The following is a 19,266-nucleotide window of genomic DNA, read 5'->3' on the forward strand; positions in this document are numbered from 1 at the left end:
CGGGTGACACGAGTGGCACTGTTCCCAGTCGATTCCCCGTCGATCCCGCCCGCCCCCCGGAAGGAACCTCCCCGTGACGCGCCAGCCGTCGGCGACCCTCGTCGTGGTGGCCGTGCTCGTCGCGGTCGCGCTGGCCTCGCCCGGGGTGGGCGCGGCCGCGACCGTCGTCGTGCCCGCCGCCGCGGTGCTCCCGGCCCAGCCGCCGCCCCCGCCGCCGCCGAACCCCGGCGACGACGAGCTGGAGCGCAGCCGCCAGTCGGTGCAGGACCGGGCCGCCGAGGTCGGCCGGCTCACCGCTCGCCTCGCCGAGCTCGACGCGCAGGCCGAGCAGCTGCAGATGGAGGTCGCGGGGCGCAACGAGGAGGCGCTCGCCGCCCGGGACACCGCCGACGCCGCCGGTCGCGAGGCCGAGACCGCCGCGGCCCGGGCCGCCGACGCCCGCGCCGCGACCGAGGCCGCGGGCCGCGCCGTCGACGACGCCCGGACCCGGATCGACGCCTTCGTCGGCGACGTCTACACCCACGGTCTCGACCTGGGCCCGCTCGGGCTGCTCTCGCGGGCGACCGACCCGCAGGACCTGATGGACCGGGCCCGGCTCACCGACGCGCTCAGCGAGGACCAGGCCGCGGTCCTGGAGCAGCTCCAGCAGGCCCGCATCGCCCAGGCCAACGCCGACTCCCTCGCCCGCGCGGCGCAGGAGGAGGCCGACCGGCGCCGCGCTGACGCCGAGCAGGCCTCGGCGGCGGCCGACTCCGCCGTCGACGAGGCCGTCGCGGCCGCCGACGCCCAGCAGACCCGGCTCGACGCGGTGCACACCGAACGCACCGACGTGCAGTCGCGGCTCGACGCCGCCGAGAACGCCGACGCCGGGCTGCGCGCCCAGCGTCAGCGCTACGAGGCGTGGCGGGCCGAGCAGGCCCGGCTGCAGGCCGAGGCCGACCGGCGGGCCCGGGAGGAGGCGGCGTCGCGGGTCGCGCAGGAGTCCGCGCCGTCGGACGGCCCCGCGCCGCGGCGCACCGGGTCGGCGGCGATCGAGACCGTGATCGACCGGGCGATGGCCCAGCTCGGCACCATCTACGCCTGGGGCGGCGGCAACTCGCGCGGACCGACCCGCGGGATCCGCGACGGCGGCGTCGCCGACGCCCACGGCGACTTCCGCAAGGTCGGCTTCGACTGCTCCGGTCTGATGCAGTTCGCCTTCGCCGGGGTCGGCATCAGCCTGCCCCGCTACAGCGGCAACCAGGCCAACGCCGGCCGGCTGGTGCCGATCTCGGACATGCGGCGCGGGGACATGCTGTCCTGGGCCGAGGGCGGTCGCACCCACCACATCGCCATCTACCTCGGCGACGGGAAGATGCTCGAGGCCCCGTACTCGGGCGCGAGTGTCCGGGTCACCCCGGTCCGCTACGACGGCCTGAACAAGGTCACCCGGCTGCTCTGACGGCCGCGGCCTCGCCGGTCAGCTCGTCGAGCACCAGCCGCACCGCGGGCCGGGTCACCGCACCGCGGGTCACGGCCCGCACCAGCCGGGCGGCCCGCACCCCGGCGAGCGGGCGCAGTGCGAGCCGGGCGCCGTCGCGGTGGTCGGTCGAGTAGCGGGGCAGCAGCGCGACGCCGTGCCCGTGCGCGACGAGCTCCTCGGTGACCGAGAAGTCGTTGATCCGCTGCACCACCCGCGGCACGGTGCCGGTGACCAGTGCGAGCGAGTTGAGCACGTCGTCGACCGGCCACCCGACGGCGACCGAGATCCAGTCGGCGTCGACCAGGTCGGACAGGTGCACCTCGGCGCGGTGGGCCAGCGGGTGGTCCGGGGGCAGGGCGACGTCGAGGGGCTCGCGCAGGAGCGGGTGCACGGTGAGCCGGCCGGTGCGCAGCGGGTCGAGCCGTTCGTCGTGGTGGGTGACGACGACGTCGGCGTCGGCCGCGGCGGCCGGGACCTCCTCCGGGCGCAGGTCGAGGTCGCGACAGGACAGCGCCAGCCCGGGGTGGGCCGACGCCCGGCGCAGCAGCCCGGGCAGCAGCAGCCGGGCCGCCGACGGGAAGAACACCACCCGGACCGTGCCCAGCGGCTGCTCGCGCAGGCCCGCGGTGGTCTCCTCCAGCCGGCCCAGCGCGTCGAGCACCTCCTGCGCCCCGTCGACGACGGCCCGCCCGGCCGCGGTGAGCCGCAGCCCGCGCCCGTCCGGCGCGGTCAGCTCCAGGCCCGCCTCCCGGGACAGTGCCTTGAGCTGCTGGGACACCGCGGACGGGGTGAAGTTCAGCGCCGCGGCGACAGCGGTGACCGAGCCGCGGTCGGCGAGCTCGCGCAGGATCCGGAGCCGCCGCACGTCCATGCAGGAACGCTACAACATCGTTTCAGTTGTTGTCGCTGGTCTGCATGGTCTCGGGACGGCAGCGTGGACGCCGTGACCGTTCGTGACCGCCTGCTCGCCGTCGTCGTCGCCGTGTTGTGGGGCGCCAACTTCATCGCCATCCACGTCGGGCTCCAGCACTTCCAGCCGCTGTTCCTGGCCGGGCTGCGGATGCTCGTGCTGGCGGTCCCGACGGTGCTCCTCGTGCCGCGGCCGCGGGTCCCGCTGCGCTGGCTCGTCGGCTACGGGCTCGGGTTCGGCACGGTGCAGTTCCTCTTCCTGTTCCTGGGGATGTACGCCGGGATGCCGACCGGGCTCGCGTCGCTGGTCCTGCAGGCGTCGGGACCGTTCACGCTCGTGCTGGGCGCGCTGCTGCTGCGCGAGAGGGTGACGCCGCGGCAGTGGGCCGGGATCGGCGTCGCCGTGCTCGGGCTGGGGTGCATCGCGCTGGCCCGCGCCCAGTCCGCGGCGCTGCTGCCGGTCGTGCTGACCCTGCTCGGCGCGCTCGGCTGGGCGGCCGGGAACCTGTGCAGCCGCCTGGCCCAGCGCGACGGCGAGGCGGTCGACCCGCTGCACCTGACGCTGTGGATGACCGTCGTGCCGCCGGTGCCGCTGCTGGCCGCCTCGGCGGTGGTGGAGGGTCCGGGCGCCTGGGGCGACGTCGTCGCGATGGTGACCCCCGACGGCGTCGCCGGGCTGGTCGCGCTCGTGTACCTGTCGCTGGTCGCGACGGTGCTCGCCGCCGGGATCTGGACCGGGCTGATGCGCCGCTACCCGGCCGGGCTCGTCGCGCCGCACTCGCTGCTCGTACCGGTGGTCGGGATGAGCCTGGCGATGGTGCTGCTGGGGGAGCGGCCGTCGGTGACCGAGCTGGTCGCCGGGGCGGTCGTCGTCGGCGGGGTGCTGGTGGCCTCCGCGCCCGCCCGGCGTCGGGTACCGGTGGCGGCATGAGACTGCGCTGCACCGCGCTCGTGGTCGACGACTACGACGCCGCCGCGGAGTACGAGCGGCTCGTGGCGCTCGGGGTGGAGTTCGAGGGACCGCCGCGGGTGGCGGCCCACGGCACGGTCGCGGTGTTCCGCGACGTCGCCGGGAACCGGTGGGACCTGCTCTCCGGGCCGTGAGTCAGGCGCGCCGGCGCCGTCGTCGGTTGCGGCGACGGCGGCTCGGGACGAGGAACGCCGCCGCGGTCCCGACCAGGGCGACGACCCCGAGCGCGACGAGGGCCGTCACGAACGCGCCCGTCGGCTCCGTGGTGGCCGGAGGCTCGGGCGGTGCCGCGGGCGCGGCCGCGACCTCGTGGGTGGCGGTGCAGATGTTGTCCTCGTACGGGCTCGCCGGGTTCAGCGGGTGGAACTCGTAGCGGGTCCCGGTGGCGTACGACCGGTCGACCGAGGTCGCGGTGTCCGGTCGGGGGGTGGGGGAGCCGACGACCTGGACGTCGCGGCCGTCGTCGGTACGGACCTGCGCGACGCGGCCGTCGGCGGAGGTCGAGGCGACGGTGCCGGTGAACGCGTGGGCGGAGCGGGGTGGGTCGGCGATGCACGAGGCCCTGGCCGCCGGGCTCGTCGTCCCGCTCGCCGCGGTCGCCGCACCCGTCGCGCTCGTCGGGGCGAGGAGCGCCAGGGCGGCGAGCAGCGGGACGGCGAGACGGGGCACGGGGTCATCCTCGCGCGTGCGGGGGTCGCGCGCCTCCGCCGTCCAGCCGAGTGGTCGGGTCAGGGACGCCGTCGTCGGAGCGGAGCTCGAGTCGTGGCGGGACGGCCTGGCCGTCGAGGCGCGACCGACGTGCTCCGGCGGGCGCGTCGGTCGGGGGCGCGGGGAGTGGTCGCGGGGGCGCGAGGCCCAGGCGTGATGAGGTCGGGGAGGTGGCGGCGCGAGCCGGTGCGCGGGGATCGTCCGCTGCCGGGCTGCGGCGGACGGGCGGATGCGAGCGCCGAACGACCTGGAAACGTCCAGCTGGGAGACCTATAATCGAACATATGATCGATCAGGTGGACGTGCTGAGCCACACCGATCCCGCCGACGACCCGGCCTGGCTCGAACACCGGCGCCGCCGTGAGGCGGTGGAGGAGGCGACCCGGTGCCCGCACGGTCTCGCGATCGACCTGTGCGGCGAGATGTGTGGTCCCGAGCCCCCGCCCGACCCCTCCGGCGGGATCGACGACGTCGCCTGGGAGGCGCTGCGGTGCCTGGTCGCCGGAGCCCCGCCCGACCGGCTCACCGACCTGCAGGTGCTCGACGTCCTGGAGGGCGCCGAGCACTGGGTGCGCCGTGCGAGTGCCCTGCGGATGCGGTCGGTCGCGCTGATCGCGGAGCGCCACCCGGCCGGGAGCGGGGCCGCACCGCCGGGCGCGGACCCGCGTGCGGTGCAGCCCGTCTCCCGGTGGTTGCCGGACCAGGTGGCGATCGTGCTGCGGGTCCCGCGCGACCACGCGCGGTCGCTGATCGGGCAGGCGCAGCGGTTCGCCCAGGTGCTGCCGGAGACCCTGGCCGCGTGGGAGTCGGGGGCGATCGACCAGGGCGCCGCCGAGGCGATCTCGTCGTCGACACTCGTCCTCGACGACGAGCGCGCCCGCCGGGTGCAGGCCGCGGTCCTCCCGGGGGCTCCGGAGGCGCACCGCCGGTTGCTGCGGGACCGGCTGCGCCGCCACATCGCCCGCGTCGACCCGGACGGCGCCCGCGAGCGCCACGAACGGGCCCGGTCGGAGCGGCGGATGTCGATCTCCCCGGGGGACGACGGCATGGGCTCGCTGTGGCTGGGCGGCACCGCCGCGCAGGTGGAGGCGTCGTGGCAGTGCGTCGACCGGCTCGCGCGCTCCCTGGACGACCCGTGCGACGACCGCACCCTGGACCAGAAGCGCGTCGACCTCGCCCACCAGCTGCTGCAGGGCACGCTGACGCTCACCGACGTCGGCACGGTCCGGGACGCGCTCGGCGCGGACGGGACGGGCACCGACGAGGACGGACTGCTCGCCGCGGTCGCGCGGGTGCTCGCCGCGAAGCCGGATCCCGAGGAGGCCGTAGGCCGACGTCCGCTGATCCAGGTCGTCGTCCCGCTCAGCACGCTGATGGGTGGTGCGGCACCGGCCGAGCTGGTCGGGCACGGCCCGATCCCCGCCGACCTCGCCCGCGCCCTCGCCGCCGGCGGTGTGTGGCAGCGGCTGGTGACCGACCCGCTGTCGGGCACGGTGCTCGACGTCGGACGCACCCGCTACCGGCCGCCGGTCGCGATGGCCGACCACGTCCGGGCGCGGGACTGCACCTGTCGCGGCCCCGCGTGCAGCCGCCGGGTCCGCGACCTCGACCACCACCGCCCCTGGGGAGCCGGGGACGGGCCGACCAGCGCGGAGAACCTGTTCGGGCTGTGCCGGGCCGACCACGCGCTGAAGGACGCGCCGGGCTGGCAGGTGCTCGCCGGGACCGACGGCAGCCTGACCTGGGTGGCACCGTGCGGCCGCCGGGCGACCACGCGGCCGTTCGACCACCGGGTCTTCACCGATCCGCTGCCGGACGCGGTCGACCACGACCACGACCACGACGCCGACGCCGTCGTCGTGCCCTTCTGATCACCGTGCCGAACGGGCAGGGTGGTCTGGCGGAGCCCCGCTCGGGCCGTGTCCGCTGCTCAGGCCGCCGGGGCGGCGAGCTGCCAGGACACGCCGAAGCGGTCCTCGACCCAGGCGAAGGGGCCGAAGCCGTAGTCGTCGAGCGGCATGAACTCCCGCCCACCGGTCGCGAGGGCCGCCAGCAGCCGCTCCTGCTCGTCGCCGGACTCGCAGTCCACCCACAGCGAGACGGCGGGGGAGAAGTCCCACTGGTGCACCGGCGGGCTGTCGCTGCACCGCAGGCGCTGCCCGGCGACGACGAACTCGGCGAGGACCACCGCCGTCGGGTCGTCGGGGCGGTGGGTGACCGAGACGATCTCGCCGTCGTCGAACAGGGAGGTCCAGAACTCCATCGCCTCGCTCGCGCTCGGGCCACGCGGCGGCTGGAAGGTCAGGAACGGCAGGGCGCGGGCGGGCATCGGTCCTCCGGTGGGACGGGGCGGGTGGGGCGTGTCCGAAACCGGACGACACGGACACCTGCCGGTGGGTAGGCTCGACACCATGGCACGAGGCATCTGGTCGCAGAAGGTCCGCACCGCCCGCTGACGGCGGCGCCCTTCACCCCTTCCGAACCGCGTCCGCCGTCCCGGTCCCCGCCGGGCGGCGCATCCCGTGCTGCCCGGCTCCGATCTCGGATGCCGCGGAGCCCTCTCGTGCACACCACCCCCGAACCGTCCTCACCCCTGCCCGCCGTCGACGCCGGCGCGGCCGCCCACGTGCGTGCCGAGGACGTCGTCGTCACCCGCGGGTCGCACCGCGTCCTCACCGGCGTGACGCTGACCGTCTCCGCCCGCTCGCGGCTCGCCGTCGTCGGGGAGAACGGGCGCGGCAAGTCCACGCTCCTGCACGTCCTCGCGGGCCTGCTCGCGCCGGACGCCGGGGTCGTGCACCGCGCCGGCACCGTCGCGCTGGCCCGCCAGGAGGTGCCCGCCCGCGGCGGCGAGACCGTCGGCACCCTGACCGCGGAGTCGCTCGCCGGCTCGCGGACGGCGCTGCGCGAGCTCGACGCGGCGACCGCGGCGCTCACCGACGGCGCGCCCGGCGCCGACGACCGGTTCGCCGCGGCCCTGGACACCGCGACCCGGCTCGACGCCTGGGACGCCGAACGCCGCGTCGACGTCGCCCTCGGTGCGCTCGGCGCCTGCACCGACCGCACCCGGCCACTGGAGACGCTGTCGGTGGGGCAGCGCCACCGCGTGCGGCTGGCGTGCCTGCTCGGTGCCCGCCACGACGTCCTGCTCCTCGACGAGCCCACCAACCACCTCGACGCGGCCGGGCTCGACTTCCTGACCCGCACCCTGCGCGCCCACCCGGGCGGGCTCGCCGTGGTCAGCCACGACCGGGCCCTGCTGCGCGACGTCGCCGACGAGTTCTGCGACCTCGACCCGACCTGCGACGGCGCGCCCCGGCTCACCGCGGGCGGCTACGACGGCTGGCGGACCGCGCGGGACCGGGCCCGCGCCGCCTGGGAGGCCGAGCACGCCGAACAGCAGGCCGAGCACCGTCGCCTCGCCGACGCCGTCGCCACCGCGCGGGACCGGCTCTCGACCGGCTGGCGTCCGGACAAGGGGACCGGCAAGCACGCCCGCCAGTCCCGGGCCCCGGGGGTGGTGCAGGCGCTGCACCGGCGCCGGGCCGAGCTCGACGCGCACCGGATCGACGTCCCGGTACCGCCGTCGTCGCTGCGCCGTCCCGACCTCGACGTGCGCCCCGGCGCGCCCCAGCTGCGCGCGCACGGGGTCGGCGTGCGGGGACGGCTCGCCCGTCCGGTCGACCTGGTCCTCGACGCGGGCGACCGGCTGCTCGTGACCGGCCCGAACGGGGCCGGGAAGTCGACGCTGCTCGCCGTGCTGGCCGGGGCGCTCGCTCCGGACGCCGGGTCGGTGCGCACCGCGAGCGGCGCCCGGGTCGTCCGGCTGGGGCAGGAGACCGCGGTGCCCGACCCGCGGCGGCCCGCGCGTGCCGTGCTGGAGCACGTCGGTGGTGGCGCCCACGGCCTGCTCGACGCGGCGGCGTTGCGGACCCCGGTGGGTCGGCTGTCGGAGGGCCAGCGCCGCAGGCTCGACCTGGCCCGCGCCCTGGCGGAGCGCCCGACGACGCTGCTGCTCGACGAGCCGACCAACCACCTGTCCGCGCGGCTCGTGGACGAGCTCACCGCGATGGTCAGGGACACCTCGGCGGCCGTCGTCGTCGCCACCCACGACCGGCAGCTGCTGCGCGACCTGGCCGACTGGCCGCGGCTGGAGCTCGACCCGGCCGGGTGATCAGGGCCGGAGCCCGGCCTCGACGGCGTCGAGGGTGCGGCGCAGCCCGGAGTCGAACAGCGGCTCACCGCCGCCGGGCCCGCGCACGACGGCGCCGCCGAGCAGCCGGGACAGCACCGGCAGGCGCTCCGCCCGGCCGGAGCGGCGGACGTCGTCGAGGGTGGGCAGGCGGTCCCCGGCCAGGGCCGCCGCGCCCCGGACGTAGCCGTGCAGCAGGTGCAGCACCTCGACGCCCGCGTGCAGCGGGTGCCCCGCCCCGACGACGTGCGCCAGCAGGGCCTCCGACCACGCGCACTCGGCGGGGCCGGTGGCGCGGGGACCGGCGAGCAGCCCGACGGTCCACGGGTGCTCGTCGAGCACGTCGCGCAGGGCGGCCGCCCAGATCTCGCAGCCCAGCCGCAGCCCGCAGCCCGACAGGTCCGGCGGCTCGCCCAGTGCGAGGTCCAGGACGAGGTCGACCAGCGCGTCCTTGCCGGGCACGTGCCGGTACAGCGACATCGGCGCGGACCCCAGCTCGCGGGCCAGTCGCGGCATCGACACCGCGCTCAGGCCGTCGGCGTCGGCGAGGTGCAGCGCCGTGGCGACGATCGACCCGCGGTCCAGCGTCCGGCGCACCGGGGCCGGGGGAGCGGCCCATCGGGGGTCGTCGACGGCGGTCACGCGTCGATCATGCCACGCACGCCGTAGGGAGCCCTACGCACGCTGCGTAAGCCCTACGCGTGCCGCACCGGGAGGAGTGCCGGTGTCCGGTTCGTAGGGTGTCCCGATGGAGTTGTGGGAGGTCGGGGTCATCGCGCTGGCCGGGCTCTGGGCGGGGTTGATCAACACCGTCGTCGGGTCGGGGACGCTGGTGACCTTCCCGGTGCTCGTGGCGTTGGGCTTCCCCCCGGTGACGGCGACGACGTCGAACGCCATCGGGCTGATCACCGGCTCGGTCACCGGCGCCGTCGGCTACCGCAAGGAGTGGGCCGGGCACGGTCGCCGCCTGGCGAAGTACGGCGTCGCGTCGTTCCTGGGGGCCGTGGTCGGTGCGGCGCTGCTGCTGTCGCTGCCGCCGGACGCGTTCGAGACGATCGTGCCGGTCCTGGTCGGCACCTCGGTGCTGCTGGTCGCCGTGCAGCCCCTGCTGGCCCGCCGGCTGCGCGACCGCCCGCGTCCGGACCGGACCGGCTCGCCGGTGCTCTACGTGCTGGTCTTCCTGGTGGGCGTCTACGGCGGCTACTTCACCGCCGCCCAGGGGATCATGCTGGTGGGGGTGATGGGGCTGCTCGTCGCGGACCCGCTCCAGCGGCTCAACGCCTTCAAGAACACCCTCGCCTCGGTCGTGAACATCGTCGCCGGGGCGATCTACGCCGTTGTCGCGCCGGTCGACTGGACGGTCGTCGGCATCATCGCGGTCAGCTCGATCGTCGGCGGGCTGCTCGGTGCGAAGGTCGGCCGCAGGCTGCCGCCCGCGGTGCTGCGGACCGTGATCGTCGTGATCGGGGTCGCGGCGATCGTGTTCCTGCTGGTGGAGTGAGCGCCCGGAACTGTCGGGGGTGTCTGCTCTCCTGGGGTCGTGGACGACGACCGCGCCGCCGAGCTGGCCGTGGCCCTCGCCGCGCTGGCCGGTCGTGAGATCGGTCCGGCCGAGGCGCGGGCCGTCGTCGCGCACGCACACGACCTGACCCCGGCCCGGGCGAACACGGTCTGGACCCGGCACCGGGCGGCGCCGCGGACCATGTCGCTGCGCGACTACCTGGCGATGACGATCCGGTTCACCGCGCAGGACCCCGCCGCGGGCGGGCCCGACCGCCCGGAGTCGCACGCCTCACCGGATCCACACGGCCGACACGGTGGGATGGGACCGTGAGCACGACTGCCTCGACCGGTCCGGACCCGATCACCCCCGCCCGCGACGCCGAGCGGCTCGAGCGTGCGGTGCTCGAGGTGAAGCGGGTGATCGTCGGCCAGGACCGCCTCGTCGAGCGGATGCTGGTGGGGCTCCTCGCGAAGGGGCACCTGCTGCTGGAGGGCGTCCCCGGCGTCGCGAAGACCCTCGCCGTGGAGACGTTCGCGACGGTCGTGGGCGGCAGCTTCTCCCGGCTGCAGTTCACCCCCGACCTGGTGCCCGCCGACATCCTCGGCACCCGCATCTACCGGCAGGGCCGCGAGGAGTTCGACGTCGAGCTCGGTCCGGTCGTCGCGAACTTCGTGCTCGCCGACGAGATCAACCGCGCGCCGGCCAAGGTGCAGTCGGCGATGCTCGAGGTGATGGCCGAGCGCAAGCTCTCCCTCGCCGGCCGCGACCACCCGATGCCCGACCCGTTCCTCGTGCTCGCCACCCAGAACCCGATCGAGAACGAGGGCGTCTACCCGCTGCCCGAGGCGCAGCGCGACCGCTTCCTGTTCAAGCTGATCATCGAGTACCCGGGCGTCGAGGAGGAACGGGAGATCATCTACCGGATGGGGTCCACCCCGCCGGTGCCCTCCCAGGTCCTCACCCCCGAGGAGCTGGTCCGGCTGCAGCGCACCGCGGCGGACGTGTTCGTGCACCACGCCCTGGTCGACTACGTCGTGCGGCTGGTCGTCGCGACCCGGCTGCCGTCCGAGCACGGCCTGTCCGACGTCGCGTCCTGGATCGCCTACGGCGCCTCGCCGCGTGCGTCGCTCGGCATCGTGTCCGCCGCCCGCGCGCTGGCTCTGGTCCGCGGCCGGGACTACGTCCTCCCGCAGGACGTGCTGGAGGTCGCCCCGGACGTGCTGCGCCACCGCCTGGTGCTGTCCTACGACGCGATCGCCGACCAGGTGCCGGTCGACCACATCGTCACCCGGGTCCTGCAGACCGTGCCGTTGCCGCAGGTCAGCGCCCGGCCCGGGGGAGGGCCCGAGGGCGCGTCGACGGCGTGGCCGCCCGCACCGGGTGCCGGCCAGGGCCCGGCGTGACGGCGGGGTCCGCCGACCTCGTCCGGCTCGAGGCCTCCCTGCGGACCCTGGAGCTCACCGTACGGCGCCGACTGGACGGGCTGCTCCAGGGCAACCACATCGGCCTGCTGCCCGGGCCCGGCACCGAGCCCGGTGACGCGCGGCCCTACCAGCCCGGTGACGACGTCCGCCGGATGGACTGGTCGGTCACCGCCCGCACCACCGCGCCGCACGTGCGCGAGACCGTCGCCGACCGCGAGCTGGAGACGTGGGCGGTGGTCGACCTGTCGCGCAGCATCGACTACGGCACCGCCCGCACCGACAAGCGGCACCTGGCGCTGGCCGGGCTCACCGCGGTCGCCCAGCTGACGACCGGCGGCGGGAACCGGCTCGGCGCCGTCGTCGCGAACGGGGAGTCGACGCTGCGGCTGCCCGCCCGCGGCGGCCTGGCGCACGCCCGCGGCCTGGTCCGCCGGGTCGCGACGATGCCGCCGGCACCCGAGGGCACCCGGGGCGACCTGTCCGGTGCGCTCGACGAGCTGCGCCGCCCGCCGCGCCGGCGCGGGCTGGTCGTCGTGGTGTCGGACTTCCTCGGCGAGCCGACCTGGGAGCGGTCCCTGCGGGCGCTGTCGGCTCGCCACGAGCTGCTCGCGATCGAGGTCGTCGACCCGCGGGAGCTGGAGCTGCCCGACGTCGGGACCGTCGTGCTCGCCGACCCCGAGACCGGGCGCCAGCGCGAGGTCGACACCACGCCGCTGCTGCGCCGCGAGTTCGCGGCCGCCGCCTCCGAGCACCGCGACCGGGTGGCCACCGCGCTGCGCCGCTGCGGGGCCGGGCACCTGACCCTGCGCACCGACACCGACTGGGTGGCCGACATCGTGCGGTTCGCCGTCGCCCGCAAGCACGCCGCTGCTCCGCGGAGGCTCGCGTGACGTTCACCGCCCCCTGGTGGCTGCTCGGGTTGCTCGTCGTCGCCGCGCTCGCGGCGGCCTACGTGTGGCTGCTGCGGCGGCGCCGTCGCGACGTCGTGCGGTTCACCAACCTGGAGCTGCTGGAGTCGGTCGCCCCGAAGCGGCCGGGCCGGTGGCGGCACCTCCCGGCGATCGCGCTGATCGCGGCGCTGGCGGTGCTCACCGTGGCGCTCGCCGGGCCGCAGGCCATGGCGAAGGTGCCGCGCAACCGGGCCACGGTGATGCTGGTGATCGACGTGTCGCTGTCGATGAAGGCCACCGACGTCGCCCCGACCCGGCTCGCCGCCGCGCAGGTCGCGGCCAAGCAGTTCGCCGACCAGCTGACCCCCGGCGTCAACCTGGGGCTGGTGTCCTTCGCCGGGACGGCGGCGGTGCTCGTCTCGCCCACGACCGACCGCAGCGCGGTCAAGAACGGCGTCGACAACCTGCAGCTCGCCGAGTCCACCGCGACCGGTGAGGCGATCTTCACGGCGATGCAGTCGATCGACACCTTCTCCCGCTCGCTGCAGGGCGGCCCGGACGCGGCGGGCGTGCCGCCACCGGCGCGGATCGTGCTGCTCTCCGACGGCACCCAGACCGTCCCGGGACCGGACGGGGAGAACGAGCCGCGCGGCTCGTTCACCGCGGCCGCCGAGGCGAAGAACCGCGGCGTCCCGGTGTCCACGATCTCCTTCGGCACCAGCTACGGCACGATCGAGCTCGACGGCGGGCGTACCCCCGTCGCCGTCGACGACGCCTCCATGGAGCGCATCGCCCAGCTCTCGGGCGGCCGGTTCTTCACCGCCGCCACCGAGTCCGAGCTGCGCGCGGTCTACTCCGACCTGTCCGAGGAGCTCGGCTACGAGGAACGCGAGGTCGACGCGAGCAGGCCCTGGATGATCGGCGGGTTCGTGCTCCTGATCGGCGGGCTCGGCGCGGGCATCCTGCTCGGCAGGCGACTGCCGTGAGGGTGATCTCCGCTCGCGGGTACCGGCCGGTAGTGCGTTAGGTTCACCCCCCGTGGGACGTAGCGTGCTCGTGACCGGAGGAAACCGCGGCATCGGCCTGGCGATCGCACAGGCGTTCGCGGCGGAGGGCGACCAGGTGGCGGTGACCTATCGCTCCGGGAAGGACGACATCCCCGACGGGCTGTTGCCGGTGCACTGCGACGTCACCGACGCCGAGTCCGTCGACGCCGCGTTCACCGAGGTCGAGGCCGCGCACGGCCCGGTCGAGGTGCTGGTGTCCAACGCCGGCATCACCGACGACGGCCTGCTCATGCGGATGGCCGAGGAGTCCTTCACCAAGGTCGTCGACGCCAACCTCACCGCGGCCTACCGGGTCGCGAAGCGGGCCTCGCGCGGGATGCTGAAGGCCAAGAAGGGCCGGATGATCTTCGTATCGTCGGTCGTGGGCCTCTCCGGCTCGGCCGGGCAGGTCAACTACGCCGCCTCGAAGTCCGGGCTCGTCGGCCTGGCCCGCTCGGTCGCCCGCGAGCTGGGCAGCCGCGGCATCACCGCGAACGTGGTCGCCCCCGGGTTCGTCGACACCGACATGACCCGTGCGCTGCCCGAGAAGCGGCGCGAGGAGATCCTGGGGACCATCCCGCTCTCGCGCTACGCCGACACCGGCGAGATCGCCTCGGTCGTCGCCTTCCTCGCCTCGCCCGGCGCCGGTTACGTCACCGGAGCGGTCGTCCCGGTCGACGGCGGCCTGGGCATGGGGCACTGAGCGAGGTCCGCGGAGCGGACATCGGCACCGTGCCCACCGGCCCGGGCATGCAGAACTCTCGAAAGGACGTCATGGGACTGCTCGACGGCAAGCGGCTGCTGATCACCGGTGTGATCACCGACGCCTCGCTGGCCTTCCACTCCGCCAAGATCGCCCAGGAGCAGGGCGCCGAGGTCGTGCTCACCGGTTTCGGCCGGATGCGGCTGGTCGAGCGGATCGCGATGCGGCTGCCGAAGCCCGCACCGGTCGTCGAGCTGGACGTGTCGGACCAGGAGCAGCTGGACTCGCTCGTCGAGCGGATCACCCCGCACCTGGGCGACGAGCCGCGCCTCGACGGCGTGCTGCACTCCATCGGGTTCGCCCCGCCCGGCGCGCTCGGCGAGGGCGCGTTCCTCAACGCGCAGTGGGAGGACGTCGCCACCACGATCCAGGTGTCGGCGTACTCGTTGAAGTCCCTGGCGATGGCGTGCAAGCCGCTGCTCGGCCCGGGCAGCTCGATCGTCGGCATGGACTTCGACAACCGGCAGGCGTGGCCCGCCTACGACTGGATGGGCGTCGCGAAGTCCGCGCTCGAGTCGGTCACCCGATACCTGGCCCGCGACCTGGGCCGCGACGGCATCCGGGTCAACCTGGTCGCCGCCGGCCCGGTGAAGACGATGGCCGCCAAGTCGATCCCGGGCTTCTCCGCGTTCGAGGACGTGTGGGACAAGCGCGCCCCGCTCGGCTGGGACATGAACGACCCGGTGCCGGTCGCCAAGACCGTGTGCGCCGCGCTGTCGGACTGGATGCCGACCACCACCGGTTCGATGATCATGGCCGACGGCGGGGTGCACGCCGTCGGCGTGTGAGCCGGTACCGGCCCGCGCGCGTCGGCGCGGGCCGGGGTCGATAATCGGGGTCGTGCCCGAACAGTTCGACGCGATTCTGCTGCTCAGCTTCGGCGGCCCCGAGGCCCCCGACGAGGTTCGCCCGTTCCTGGAGAACGTGACCCGGGGGCGCGGGGTCCCACCGGAGCGCCTCGATGCCGTCGAGGAGCACTACCAGCACTTCGGCGGGGTCTCGCCGATCAACGCCCGCAACCGCGAGCTGGTCGCGGCGATCGCCGCGCGCACCGAGCTGCCGGTGTACTTCGGCAACCGGAACTGGGGGCCCTTCGCCGAGGACACCGTGCGCGAGATGGCCGAGGACGGCGTCGGGCGGGCGCTGGTGTTCGCGACCAGCGCCTACGGCGGCTACTCCGCCTGCCGCCAGTACCACGAGGACATCTCCCGGGCCCGGGACGCGGTCGGCGACGCGGCCCCCGAGCTGGTCAAGCTGCGCCACTTCTACGACCACCCGGACTTCGTGCGCGCCAACGCCGACGCCGTGCGGACCGCGTGGGCACAGCTGCCCGAGGACCGTCGCGAGGTGGCGCGGCTGGTGTTCACCGCGCACTCCATCCCGACCTCGGCCGACGCGGCCGCCGGGACCCCGGCCGACGGCGGGCACCGCTACTCCCGCCAGGTCGCCGAGGCCGCGGCGCTGGTCGCCGCCGAGGTGGGCGTCGACGAGTTCGACGTCGTCTGGCAGTCCCGCTCCGGTCCGCCGCAGGTGCCGTGGCTGGAGCCCGACATCGTCGACCACATCGACGACCTGCACGCCAAGGGTGTGCCCGCGGTCGTCGTCGCGCCGGTCGGGTTCGTGTCCGACCACGTCGAGGTCGTGTGGGACCTCGACAACGAGGCGGCCGAGCGTGCCGCCGAGCACGGCATGGGCTTCGCCCGCGCCGCCACCGCCGGACCCGACCCACGCTTCGCCGACATGGTGGTCGAGCTCGTGCGGGAGCACTCCGACGGCGTACCCGCCCGGCGGCTGGGCACCGGCCCGTCCGCCGGGTGCACCCGCAACGGGGCGCCCTGCGCGGTCGACTGCTGCGTGCCGCAGCGGCGGCCCGCCCGGCCGAGCTGATCAGCGCCGCCGCACCCGGGCCAGATGGGCGGGGACCTCGACCCTGGTCCCGGCCGGCTCGCCGTAGGACCCGGCCAGGCCGGCGGTCACGATCCCCGGTAGGACGCCGGTCCGACGGTCTCCACCGTCCAGTCCGGTCCGGTGAACGCGGCCCGGATGTCGGCCGCGTCGATCACCGGGCCGAACTCGGCGGCGGCGCCGGTCCGGGCCAGGGCGAGCACGTGCACCACGCCGCCGGGACGCACGACCCCGGCCAGCGCGCGGGCGTAGCGGGCCTGGTCACCGGGGTCGAACAGGTGGAACAGGGCACTGTCCACCACCGTGTCGAACGGGCCGAGGCCGTCCGGGGCGAGCGCGTCGGCGACGACGAACCGGGCGTCCACGCCCGCGGCCGCGGCCCGCTCCCGGGCCCGCCGGACCGCGGTCGGGGCCGCGTCGGCGCCGAGCACGTCGTACCCGAGCCCGGCGAGCAGGATCGTGTGCTCGCCGGTGCCGCAACCCGGGTCGAGGACGGTGCCGGTGACCGCCCCCGAGCCGACGAGTGCGACGACCGCCGGCTGCGGCTCGTCGATCACCCAGGGCGGGTCGCCGTCGCGGTAGGCCTGGTCGAACAGGGAGACGGGCGGGGTCAGCTCCATCGGATGCTCCTCTCGGGGGACGTCCCGGGAGCATCCGACCTCCACCTCGGTCGAGGTCAAGGTCCCGGCCGATATCGACGATCCGGTAACCGTTCGTCCGTATTCTTGTGGTTCGTGTCCACATGGGGTGAAGTTCCGCCCCATGACCTCCGTACCGACCACGGCACCGCCGCAACCCGGCGTGCTCGAGAGCATCGAGCTGTCCATCAACTCGGTGTTCGATCCGATCTCGACCGGGCTGTCGAACATCGTCTTCTACGAGGTGACCGTCCTCGGAGCGGACTTCCCGCTGATCGTGGGCTGGCTGATCCTGGCCGGGGTGCTGTTCACCCTCTACTTCGGGTTCGTCCAGTTCCGCAGCATCGGGCTCGCCCTGCGGATCGTCCGTGGCCGCTACACCCGGCGCGACGAGCCGGGGGAGATCACCCACTTCCAGGCCCTGGCCTCCGCGTTGTCGGGCACCGTCGGTCTGGGCAACATCGCCGGCGTCGGTGTGGCGGTCACGATCGGTGGTCCCGGCGCGACGTTCTGGATGATCGTCGCCGGGCTGCTCAGCATGGCCACCAAGTTCGTCGAGTGCACCCTCGGCGTGAAGTACCGCGAAGTGCACCCCGACGGCACGGTGTCCGGCGGTCCGATGCACTACCTGCGGATCGGTGTCGCCGAGCGGATCCCCAACGCGTTCGGCCGCGGCCTGGGCAAGGTCCTGGCCGCCGGTGCGGCGGTGATGATCCTCTTCTTCGGCGTCGCCGGCGGGAACATGTTCCAGGCCAACCAGACCTTCGCCCAGCTCCGCAACGTCACCGGGGGCGAGACCGGTCTGCTCGGCAGCGGCGGCGCCGCGTTCGTCTTCGGTCTGCTGCTGGCCGCGCTCGTCGGGGCGGTCGTGTTCGGGGGCATCAAGTCCGTCGGTGCGGTCACGGGTCGTCTCGTCCCGGCGATGGCGATCGTCTACGTGACCGCCTGCCTCGTCGTGATCGCCGCGAACATCGCGCAGGTCCCGACGGCGTTCGGGCTCATCCTCTCGGGAGCGTTCTCCGCCGAGGGCGTGGTGGGCGGTGCGCTCGGCGCCATGATCGTCGGTTTCCAGCGGGCGGCCTTCTCGAACGAGGCGGGCCTGGGCTCCTCGCCGATCGCGCACTCGGCGGTGCGGACGAGGAACCCGGCCACCGAGGGGTACGTTGCCCTGATCGAGCCGTTCGTCGACACCGTGGTCATCTGCACGATGACCGCGCTGACCATCGTGATCGCCGGTACGCCCTTCTGGCAGCAGGCCCAGGCGACCGCCTTCGCCAGCGGCGGCTCCGACGTGGCCGACGGCGTTCTCATCACCTCCGACGCGTTCGCCACGGTGCTGCCGTGGTTCCCCTACGTGCTCGCGGTCGCGGTGTTCCTGTTCGCTGTCTCCACGATCATCACGTGGGGCTACTACGGGCAGAAGGCCTGGACCTACCTGTTCGGCAAGAACGTGGTGTCCGAGCGCGTCTACCAGACGGTCTTCTGCTTCTTCGTGGTCGTCGGCTCGGTGCTGACTCTGGGCAGCGTGCTCGACTTCGCCGACGCGGTGCTCTTCCTGCTCGCCTTCTTCAACATCCTGGGCCTCTACGTGCTGGCCCCGGTGGTCAAGAAGGAGGTCCGGGCGTTCCGCGCGAAGCTCGCCTCCGGCGAGGTCGCCGAGGTGGAACCGTCCGAGCGGGCGATGCTCTGACCCGTCGCGTGGGCCCGGTCAGATCCGGGCCCACGCCCGGGCGAGCAGCTCGTAGGACCGCAGGCGGTCGTCGAGGGTGGGGGCGACGGTCTCGACGACGAGCTCGTCGGCCTCCGCGGCCTCGACGATCGCGGCGAGCCGGCTCGCCACCGCGTCCGCCCGGCCGACGACGCGGGTCCGCAGGCGGTCGTCCAGCGCGACCTGCTCGTCCGGGTCCAGCGGGGGGAGACCGGCCCGCTCGTCGGCGGTGGGGTAGTGGTGCGCGCCGGCGTCGAGGGCGAGCCCGCGCAGCCAGACGTCGTAGCCGGAGCCCAGTGCGGCGGCCTCGTCCTCGGTGTCCGCGGCCAGCGCCGACACCGCGATCGCGACGTGCGGGCGGTCCCGGTAGGGGCCCGGTACGAACCGCTCGCGGTACAGGTCGACCGCCTCGAGCACGGTGGTCGGCCGGGAGAAGTAGGCGACGCCCATCGGCAGCCCGTTGCGCGCGGCGTACTCGGCGCTCTCGCCCGCGCCCGCTGCATGCACCCAGACCTGCGGGGTCACGGCGTCGAGCAGGTCGACCGGCGTGCCCTGCAGTCCCGGCTCCTTGCCTGCGAGCAGGCGCAGGAGCTGGTCGCAGCGCCCGCTGAAGGTGCCCAGGCCGCGTTCGAGCAGCCGGGCCTCGACGTGCGGGCGGTCGTGGTCGAACCCGACGGTGCGCGGCGTGCGGGCGGCGACCGACCGGCCCAGCCCGAGGTCGGTGCGGCCACCGGACAGGGCGGACAGCAGCGTCGCGTCCTCGGCCAGGCGCAGCGGTGGGTGGTAGGCGACCAGGGTGGCGGCGACGCCCAGCCGGATGCGCTCGGTCCGGGCCGCGAGGTGCGAGAGCAGCACCATCGGGCTGGTCGACCCGAGCGCCGGGTTGAGGTGGTGCTCGCCGACCCAGTAGCGCAGCATGCCGAGCGCCTCGGCCTGGCGTGCGAGCACGATCGCGTCGGAGACGACGTCGGCTGCGGTTCCGCCGGGCCGGACCGGGTTCAGGTCCAGGCACGACAGCGGGATCGTGGACAGGGTGCACTCCTGCGACAGGCGGGGTGCACGGAGTCGGCACCGGGGCTCGTCCGAATCTAGAGCCGCCGCGGGCAGGGGGTCAACGCGCCGGGAGCCGGAGCGCCGGGCCTCACGT

The 19,266-nt window shown here is 74.9% G+C and carries 20 protein-coding genes; 14 read left to right on the plus strand and 6 right to left on the minus strand.

What is annotated here, in order from left to right; all coding sequences use genetic code 11:
* The first annotated feature begins 73 nt into the window (after positions 1 to 73).
* Positions 74 to 1,441, plus strand: a complete 1,368-nt coding sequence (locus AC0GKK_RS00970; protein ID WP_251782430.1) for a C40 family peptidase — start codon at positions 74 to 76, stop codon at positions 1,439 to 1,441.
* Here the strand turns inward: AC0GKK_RS00970 and AC0GKK_RS00975 are convergent.
* Positions 1,425 to 2,333, minus strand: a complete 909-nt coding sequence (locus tag AC0GKK_RS00975) for a LysR family transcriptional regulator (RefSeq protein ID WP_224402348.1) — start codon at positions 2,331 to 2,333, stop codon at positions 1,425 to 1,427. The two genes, AC0GKK_RS00970 and AC0GKK_RS00975, sit on opposite strands and share 17 nt — an antisense overlap.
* Before the next feature lie 72 nt (positions 2,334 to 2,405).
* On the opposite strand from AC0GKK_RS00975, the gene AC0GKK_RS00980 reads away from it, so the two are divergent.
* Together AC0GKK_RS00980 and AC0GKK_RS00985 are read left to right on the plus strand one after the other, a co-directional pair.
* Complete coding sequence (locus AC0GKK_RS00980; protein ID WP_489882921.1) at positions 2,406 to 3,302, plus strand: EamA family transporter; 897 nt, start codon at positions 2,406 to 2,408, stop codon at positions 3,300 to 3,302.
* Positions 3,299 to 3,475 carry a VOC family protein gene (locus AC0GKK_RS00985; protein ID WP_405416929.1) on the plus strand — a complete coding sequence of 59 codons (177 nt, stop codon included), beginning with the start codon at positions 3,299 to 3,301 and terminating at the stop codon, positions 3,473 to 3,475. The genes AC0GKK_RS00980 and AC0GKK_RS00985 overlap by 4 nt, the downstream gene beginning before the upstream one ends.
* Position 3,476: 1 nt before the next feature.
* Here AC0GKK_RS00985 and AC0GKK_RS00990 read toward each other — a convergent pair whose 3' ends face one another.
* Positions 3,477 to 4,010, minus strand: a complete 534-nt coding sequence (locus AC0GKK_RS00990) for a hypothetical protein (RefSeq protein WP_482637577.1) — start codon at positions 4,008 to 4,010, stop codon at positions 3,477 to 3,479.
* A gap of 323 nt (positions 4,011 to 4,333) precedes the next feature.
* Between AC0GKK_RS00990 and AC0GKK_RS00995 the strand changes: the two genes are divergently transcribed.
* A complete protein-coding gene (locus tag AC0GKK_RS00995; RefSeq protein WP_489882922.1) occupies positions 4,334 to 5,920 on the plus strand; it encodes an HNH endonuclease signature motif containing protein in 1,587 nt (528 codons plus the stop codon).
* A 59-nt stretch (positions 5,921 to 5,979) separates the two neighbouring features.
* Here the strand turns inward: AC0GKK_RS00995 and AC0GKK_RS01000 are convergent, their stop codons facing one another.
* Positions 5,980 to 6,378: a VOC family protein gene (locus AC0GKK_RS01000; protein ID WP_208827007.1), complete on the minus strand. Its 399-nt coding sequence runs from the start codon at positions 6,376 to 6,378 to the stop codon at positions 5,980 to 5,982.
* A gap of 234 nt (positions 6,379 to 6,612) precedes the next feature.
* Between AC0GKK_RS01000 and AC0GKK_RS01005 the strand changes: the two genes are divergently transcribed.
* The gene (locus AC0GKK_RS01005; protein WP_489882923.1) at positions 6,613 to 8,223 is read left to right on the plus strand and encodes an ATP-binding cassette domain-containing protein; all 1,611 of its coding nucleotides are present in this window, start codon (positions 6,613 to 6,615) and stop codon (positions 8,221 to 8,223) included.
* On the opposite strand, the gene AC0GKK_RS01010 is transcribed toward AC0GKK_RS01005, so the two are convergent.
* A complete protein-coding gene (locus tag AC0GKK_RS01010; RefSeq protein ID WP_489882924.1) occupies positions 8,224 to 8,883 on the minus strand; it encodes a TetR/AcrR family transcriptional regulator in 660 nt (219 codons plus the stop codon). It abuts the gene before it with no gap.
* A gap of 106 nt (positions 8,884 to 8,989) precedes the next feature.
* Between AC0GKK_RS01010 and AC0GKK_RS01015 the strand changes: the two genes are divergently transcribed.
* From AC0GKK_RS01015 to AC0GKK_RS01050, 8 genes are all read left to right on the plus strand, one after another.
* Positions 8,990 to 9,742, plus strand: a complete 753-nt coding sequence (locus AC0GKK_RS01015; protein WP_062395312.1) for a sulfite exporter TauE/SafE family protein — start codon at positions 8,990 to 8,992, stop codon at positions 9,740 to 9,742.
* 39 nt (positions 9,743 to 9,781) lie between these two features.
* Positions 9,782 to 10,075, plus strand: a complete 294-nt coding sequence (locus AC0GKK_RS01020) for a hypothetical protein (protein ID WP_489882925.1) — start codon at positions 9,782 to 9,784, stop codon at positions 10,073 to 10,075.
* The gene (locus AC0GKK_RS01025) at positions 10,072 to 11,148 is read left to right on the plus strand and encodes an AAA family ATPase (RefSeq protein WP_251782439.1); all 1,077 of its coding nucleotides are present in this window, start codon (positions 10,072 to 10,074) and stop codon (positions 11,146 to 11,148) included. Before AC0GKK_RS01020 ends, AC0GKK_RS01025 begins: the two co-directional genes overlap by 4 nt.
* Positions 11,145 to 12,059 carry a DUF58 domain-containing protein gene (locus tag AC0GKK_RS01030; protein WP_226357256.1) on the plus strand — a complete coding sequence of 305 codons (915 nt, stop codon included), beginning with the start codon at positions 11,145 to 11,147 and terminating at the stop codon, positions 12,057 to 12,059. The genes AC0GKK_RS01025 and AC0GKK_RS01030 overlap by 4 nt, the downstream gene beginning before the upstream one ends.
* A complete protein-coding gene (locus tag AC0GKK_RS01035; RefSeq protein ID WP_405416939.1) occupies positions 12,056 to 13,045 on the plus strand; it encodes a VWA domain-containing protein in 990 nt (329 codons plus the stop codon). Before AC0GKK_RS01030 ends, AC0GKK_RS01035 begins: the two co-directional genes overlap by 4 nt.
* A gap of 52 nt (positions 13,046 to 13,097) precedes the next feature.
* The gene (gene fabG, locus AC0GKK_RS01040; RefSeq protein ID WP_208820828.1) at positions 13,098 to 13,808 is read left to right on the plus strand and encodes a 3-oxoacyl-ACP reductase FabG; all 711 of its coding nucleotides are present in this window, start codon (positions 13,098 to 13,100) and stop codon (positions 13,806 to 13,808) included.
* Positions 13,809 to 13,879: 71 nt separating this feature from the next.
* Positions 13,880 to 14,656 carry an enoyl-ACP reductase FabI gene (gene fabI, locus AC0GKK_RS01045; RefSeq protein ID WP_208820912.1) on the plus strand — a complete coding sequence of 259 codons (777 nt, stop codon included), beginning with the start codon at positions 13,880 to 13,882 and terminating at the stop codon, positions 14,654 to 14,656.
* Between the two features lie 52 nt (positions 14,657 to 14,708).
* Entirely contained in the window at positions 14,709 to 15,755 is a 1,047-nt protein-coding gene (locus tag AC0GKK_RS01050) for a ferrochelatase (RefSeq protein WP_405416940.1), read from the plus strand.
* 86 nt (positions 15,756 to 15,841) lie between these two features.
* Here AC0GKK_RS01050 and AC0GKK_RS01055 read toward each other — a convergent pair whose 3' ends face one another.
* Positions 15,842 to 16,393, minus strand: coding sequence for a class I SAM-dependent methyltransferase (locus AC0GKK_RS01055; RefSeq protein WP_489882926.1), 552 nt, complete (start codon positions 16,391 to 16,393; stop codon positions 15,842 to 15,844).
* Positions 16,394 to 16,535: 142 nt separating this feature from the next.
* Between AC0GKK_RS01055 and AC0GKK_RS01060 the strand changes: the two genes are divergently transcribed.
* Positions 16,536 to 18,101 (plus strand): alanine/glycine:cation symporter family protein, encoded by a 1,566-nt coding sequence (locus AC0GKK_RS01060; protein ID WP_489882927.1) that lies wholly within the window; start codon positions 16,536 to 16,538, stop codon positions 18,099 to 18,101.
* A gap of 18 nt (positions 18,102 to 18,119) precedes the next feature.
* Here AC0GKK_RS01060 and AC0GKK_RS01065 read toward each other — a convergent pair whose 3' ends face one another.
* The gene (locus AC0GKK_RS01065) at positions 18,120 to 19,226 is read right to left on the minus strand and encodes an MsnO8 family LLM class oxidoreductase (RefSeq protein WP_489884074.1); all 1,107 of its coding nucleotides are present in this window, start codon (positions 19,224 to 19,226) and stop codon (positions 18,120 to 18,122) included.
* Positions 19,227 to 19,266: the final 40 nt, after the last annotated feature.

This window comes from Pseudonocardia sp. P-1 (assembly GCF_058111925.1).

Coding starts and splice junctions, on each gene's coding strand:
- fabI (WP_208820912.1), top strand. CDS start 13,880: ATGGGACTGCTCGACGGCAAGCGGCTGCTGATCACCGGTGTGATCACC.
- AC0GKK_RS00975 (WP_224402348.1), bottom strand. CDS start 2,333: ATGGACGTGCGGCGGCTCCGGATCCTGCGCGAGCTCGCCGACCGCGGC.
- AC0GKK_RS01055 (WP_489882926.1), bottom strand. CDS start 16,393: ATGGAGCTGACCCCGCCCGTCTCCCTGTTCGACCAGGCCTACCGCGAC.
- AC0GKK_RS01000 (WP_208827007.1), bottom strand. CDS start 6,378: ATGCCCGCCCGCGCCCTGCCGTTCCTGACCTTCCAGCCGCCGCGTGGC.
- AC0GKK_RS00985 (WP_405416929.1), top strand. CDS start 3,299: ATGAGACTGCGCTGCACCGCGCTCGTGGTCGACGACTACGACGCCGCC.
- AC0GKK_RS00995 (WP_489882922.1), top strand. CDS start 4,334: ATGATCGATCAGGTGGACGTGCTGAGCCACACCGATCCCGCCGACGAC.
- AC0GKK_RS01060 (WP_489882927.1), top strand. CDS start 16,536: ATGACCTCCGTACCGACCACGGCACCGCCGCAACCCGGCGTGCTCGAG.
- AC0GKK_RS01015 (WP_062395312.1), top strand. CDS start 8,990: ATGGAGTTGTGGGAGGTCGGGGTCATCGCGCTGGCCGGGCTCTGGGCG.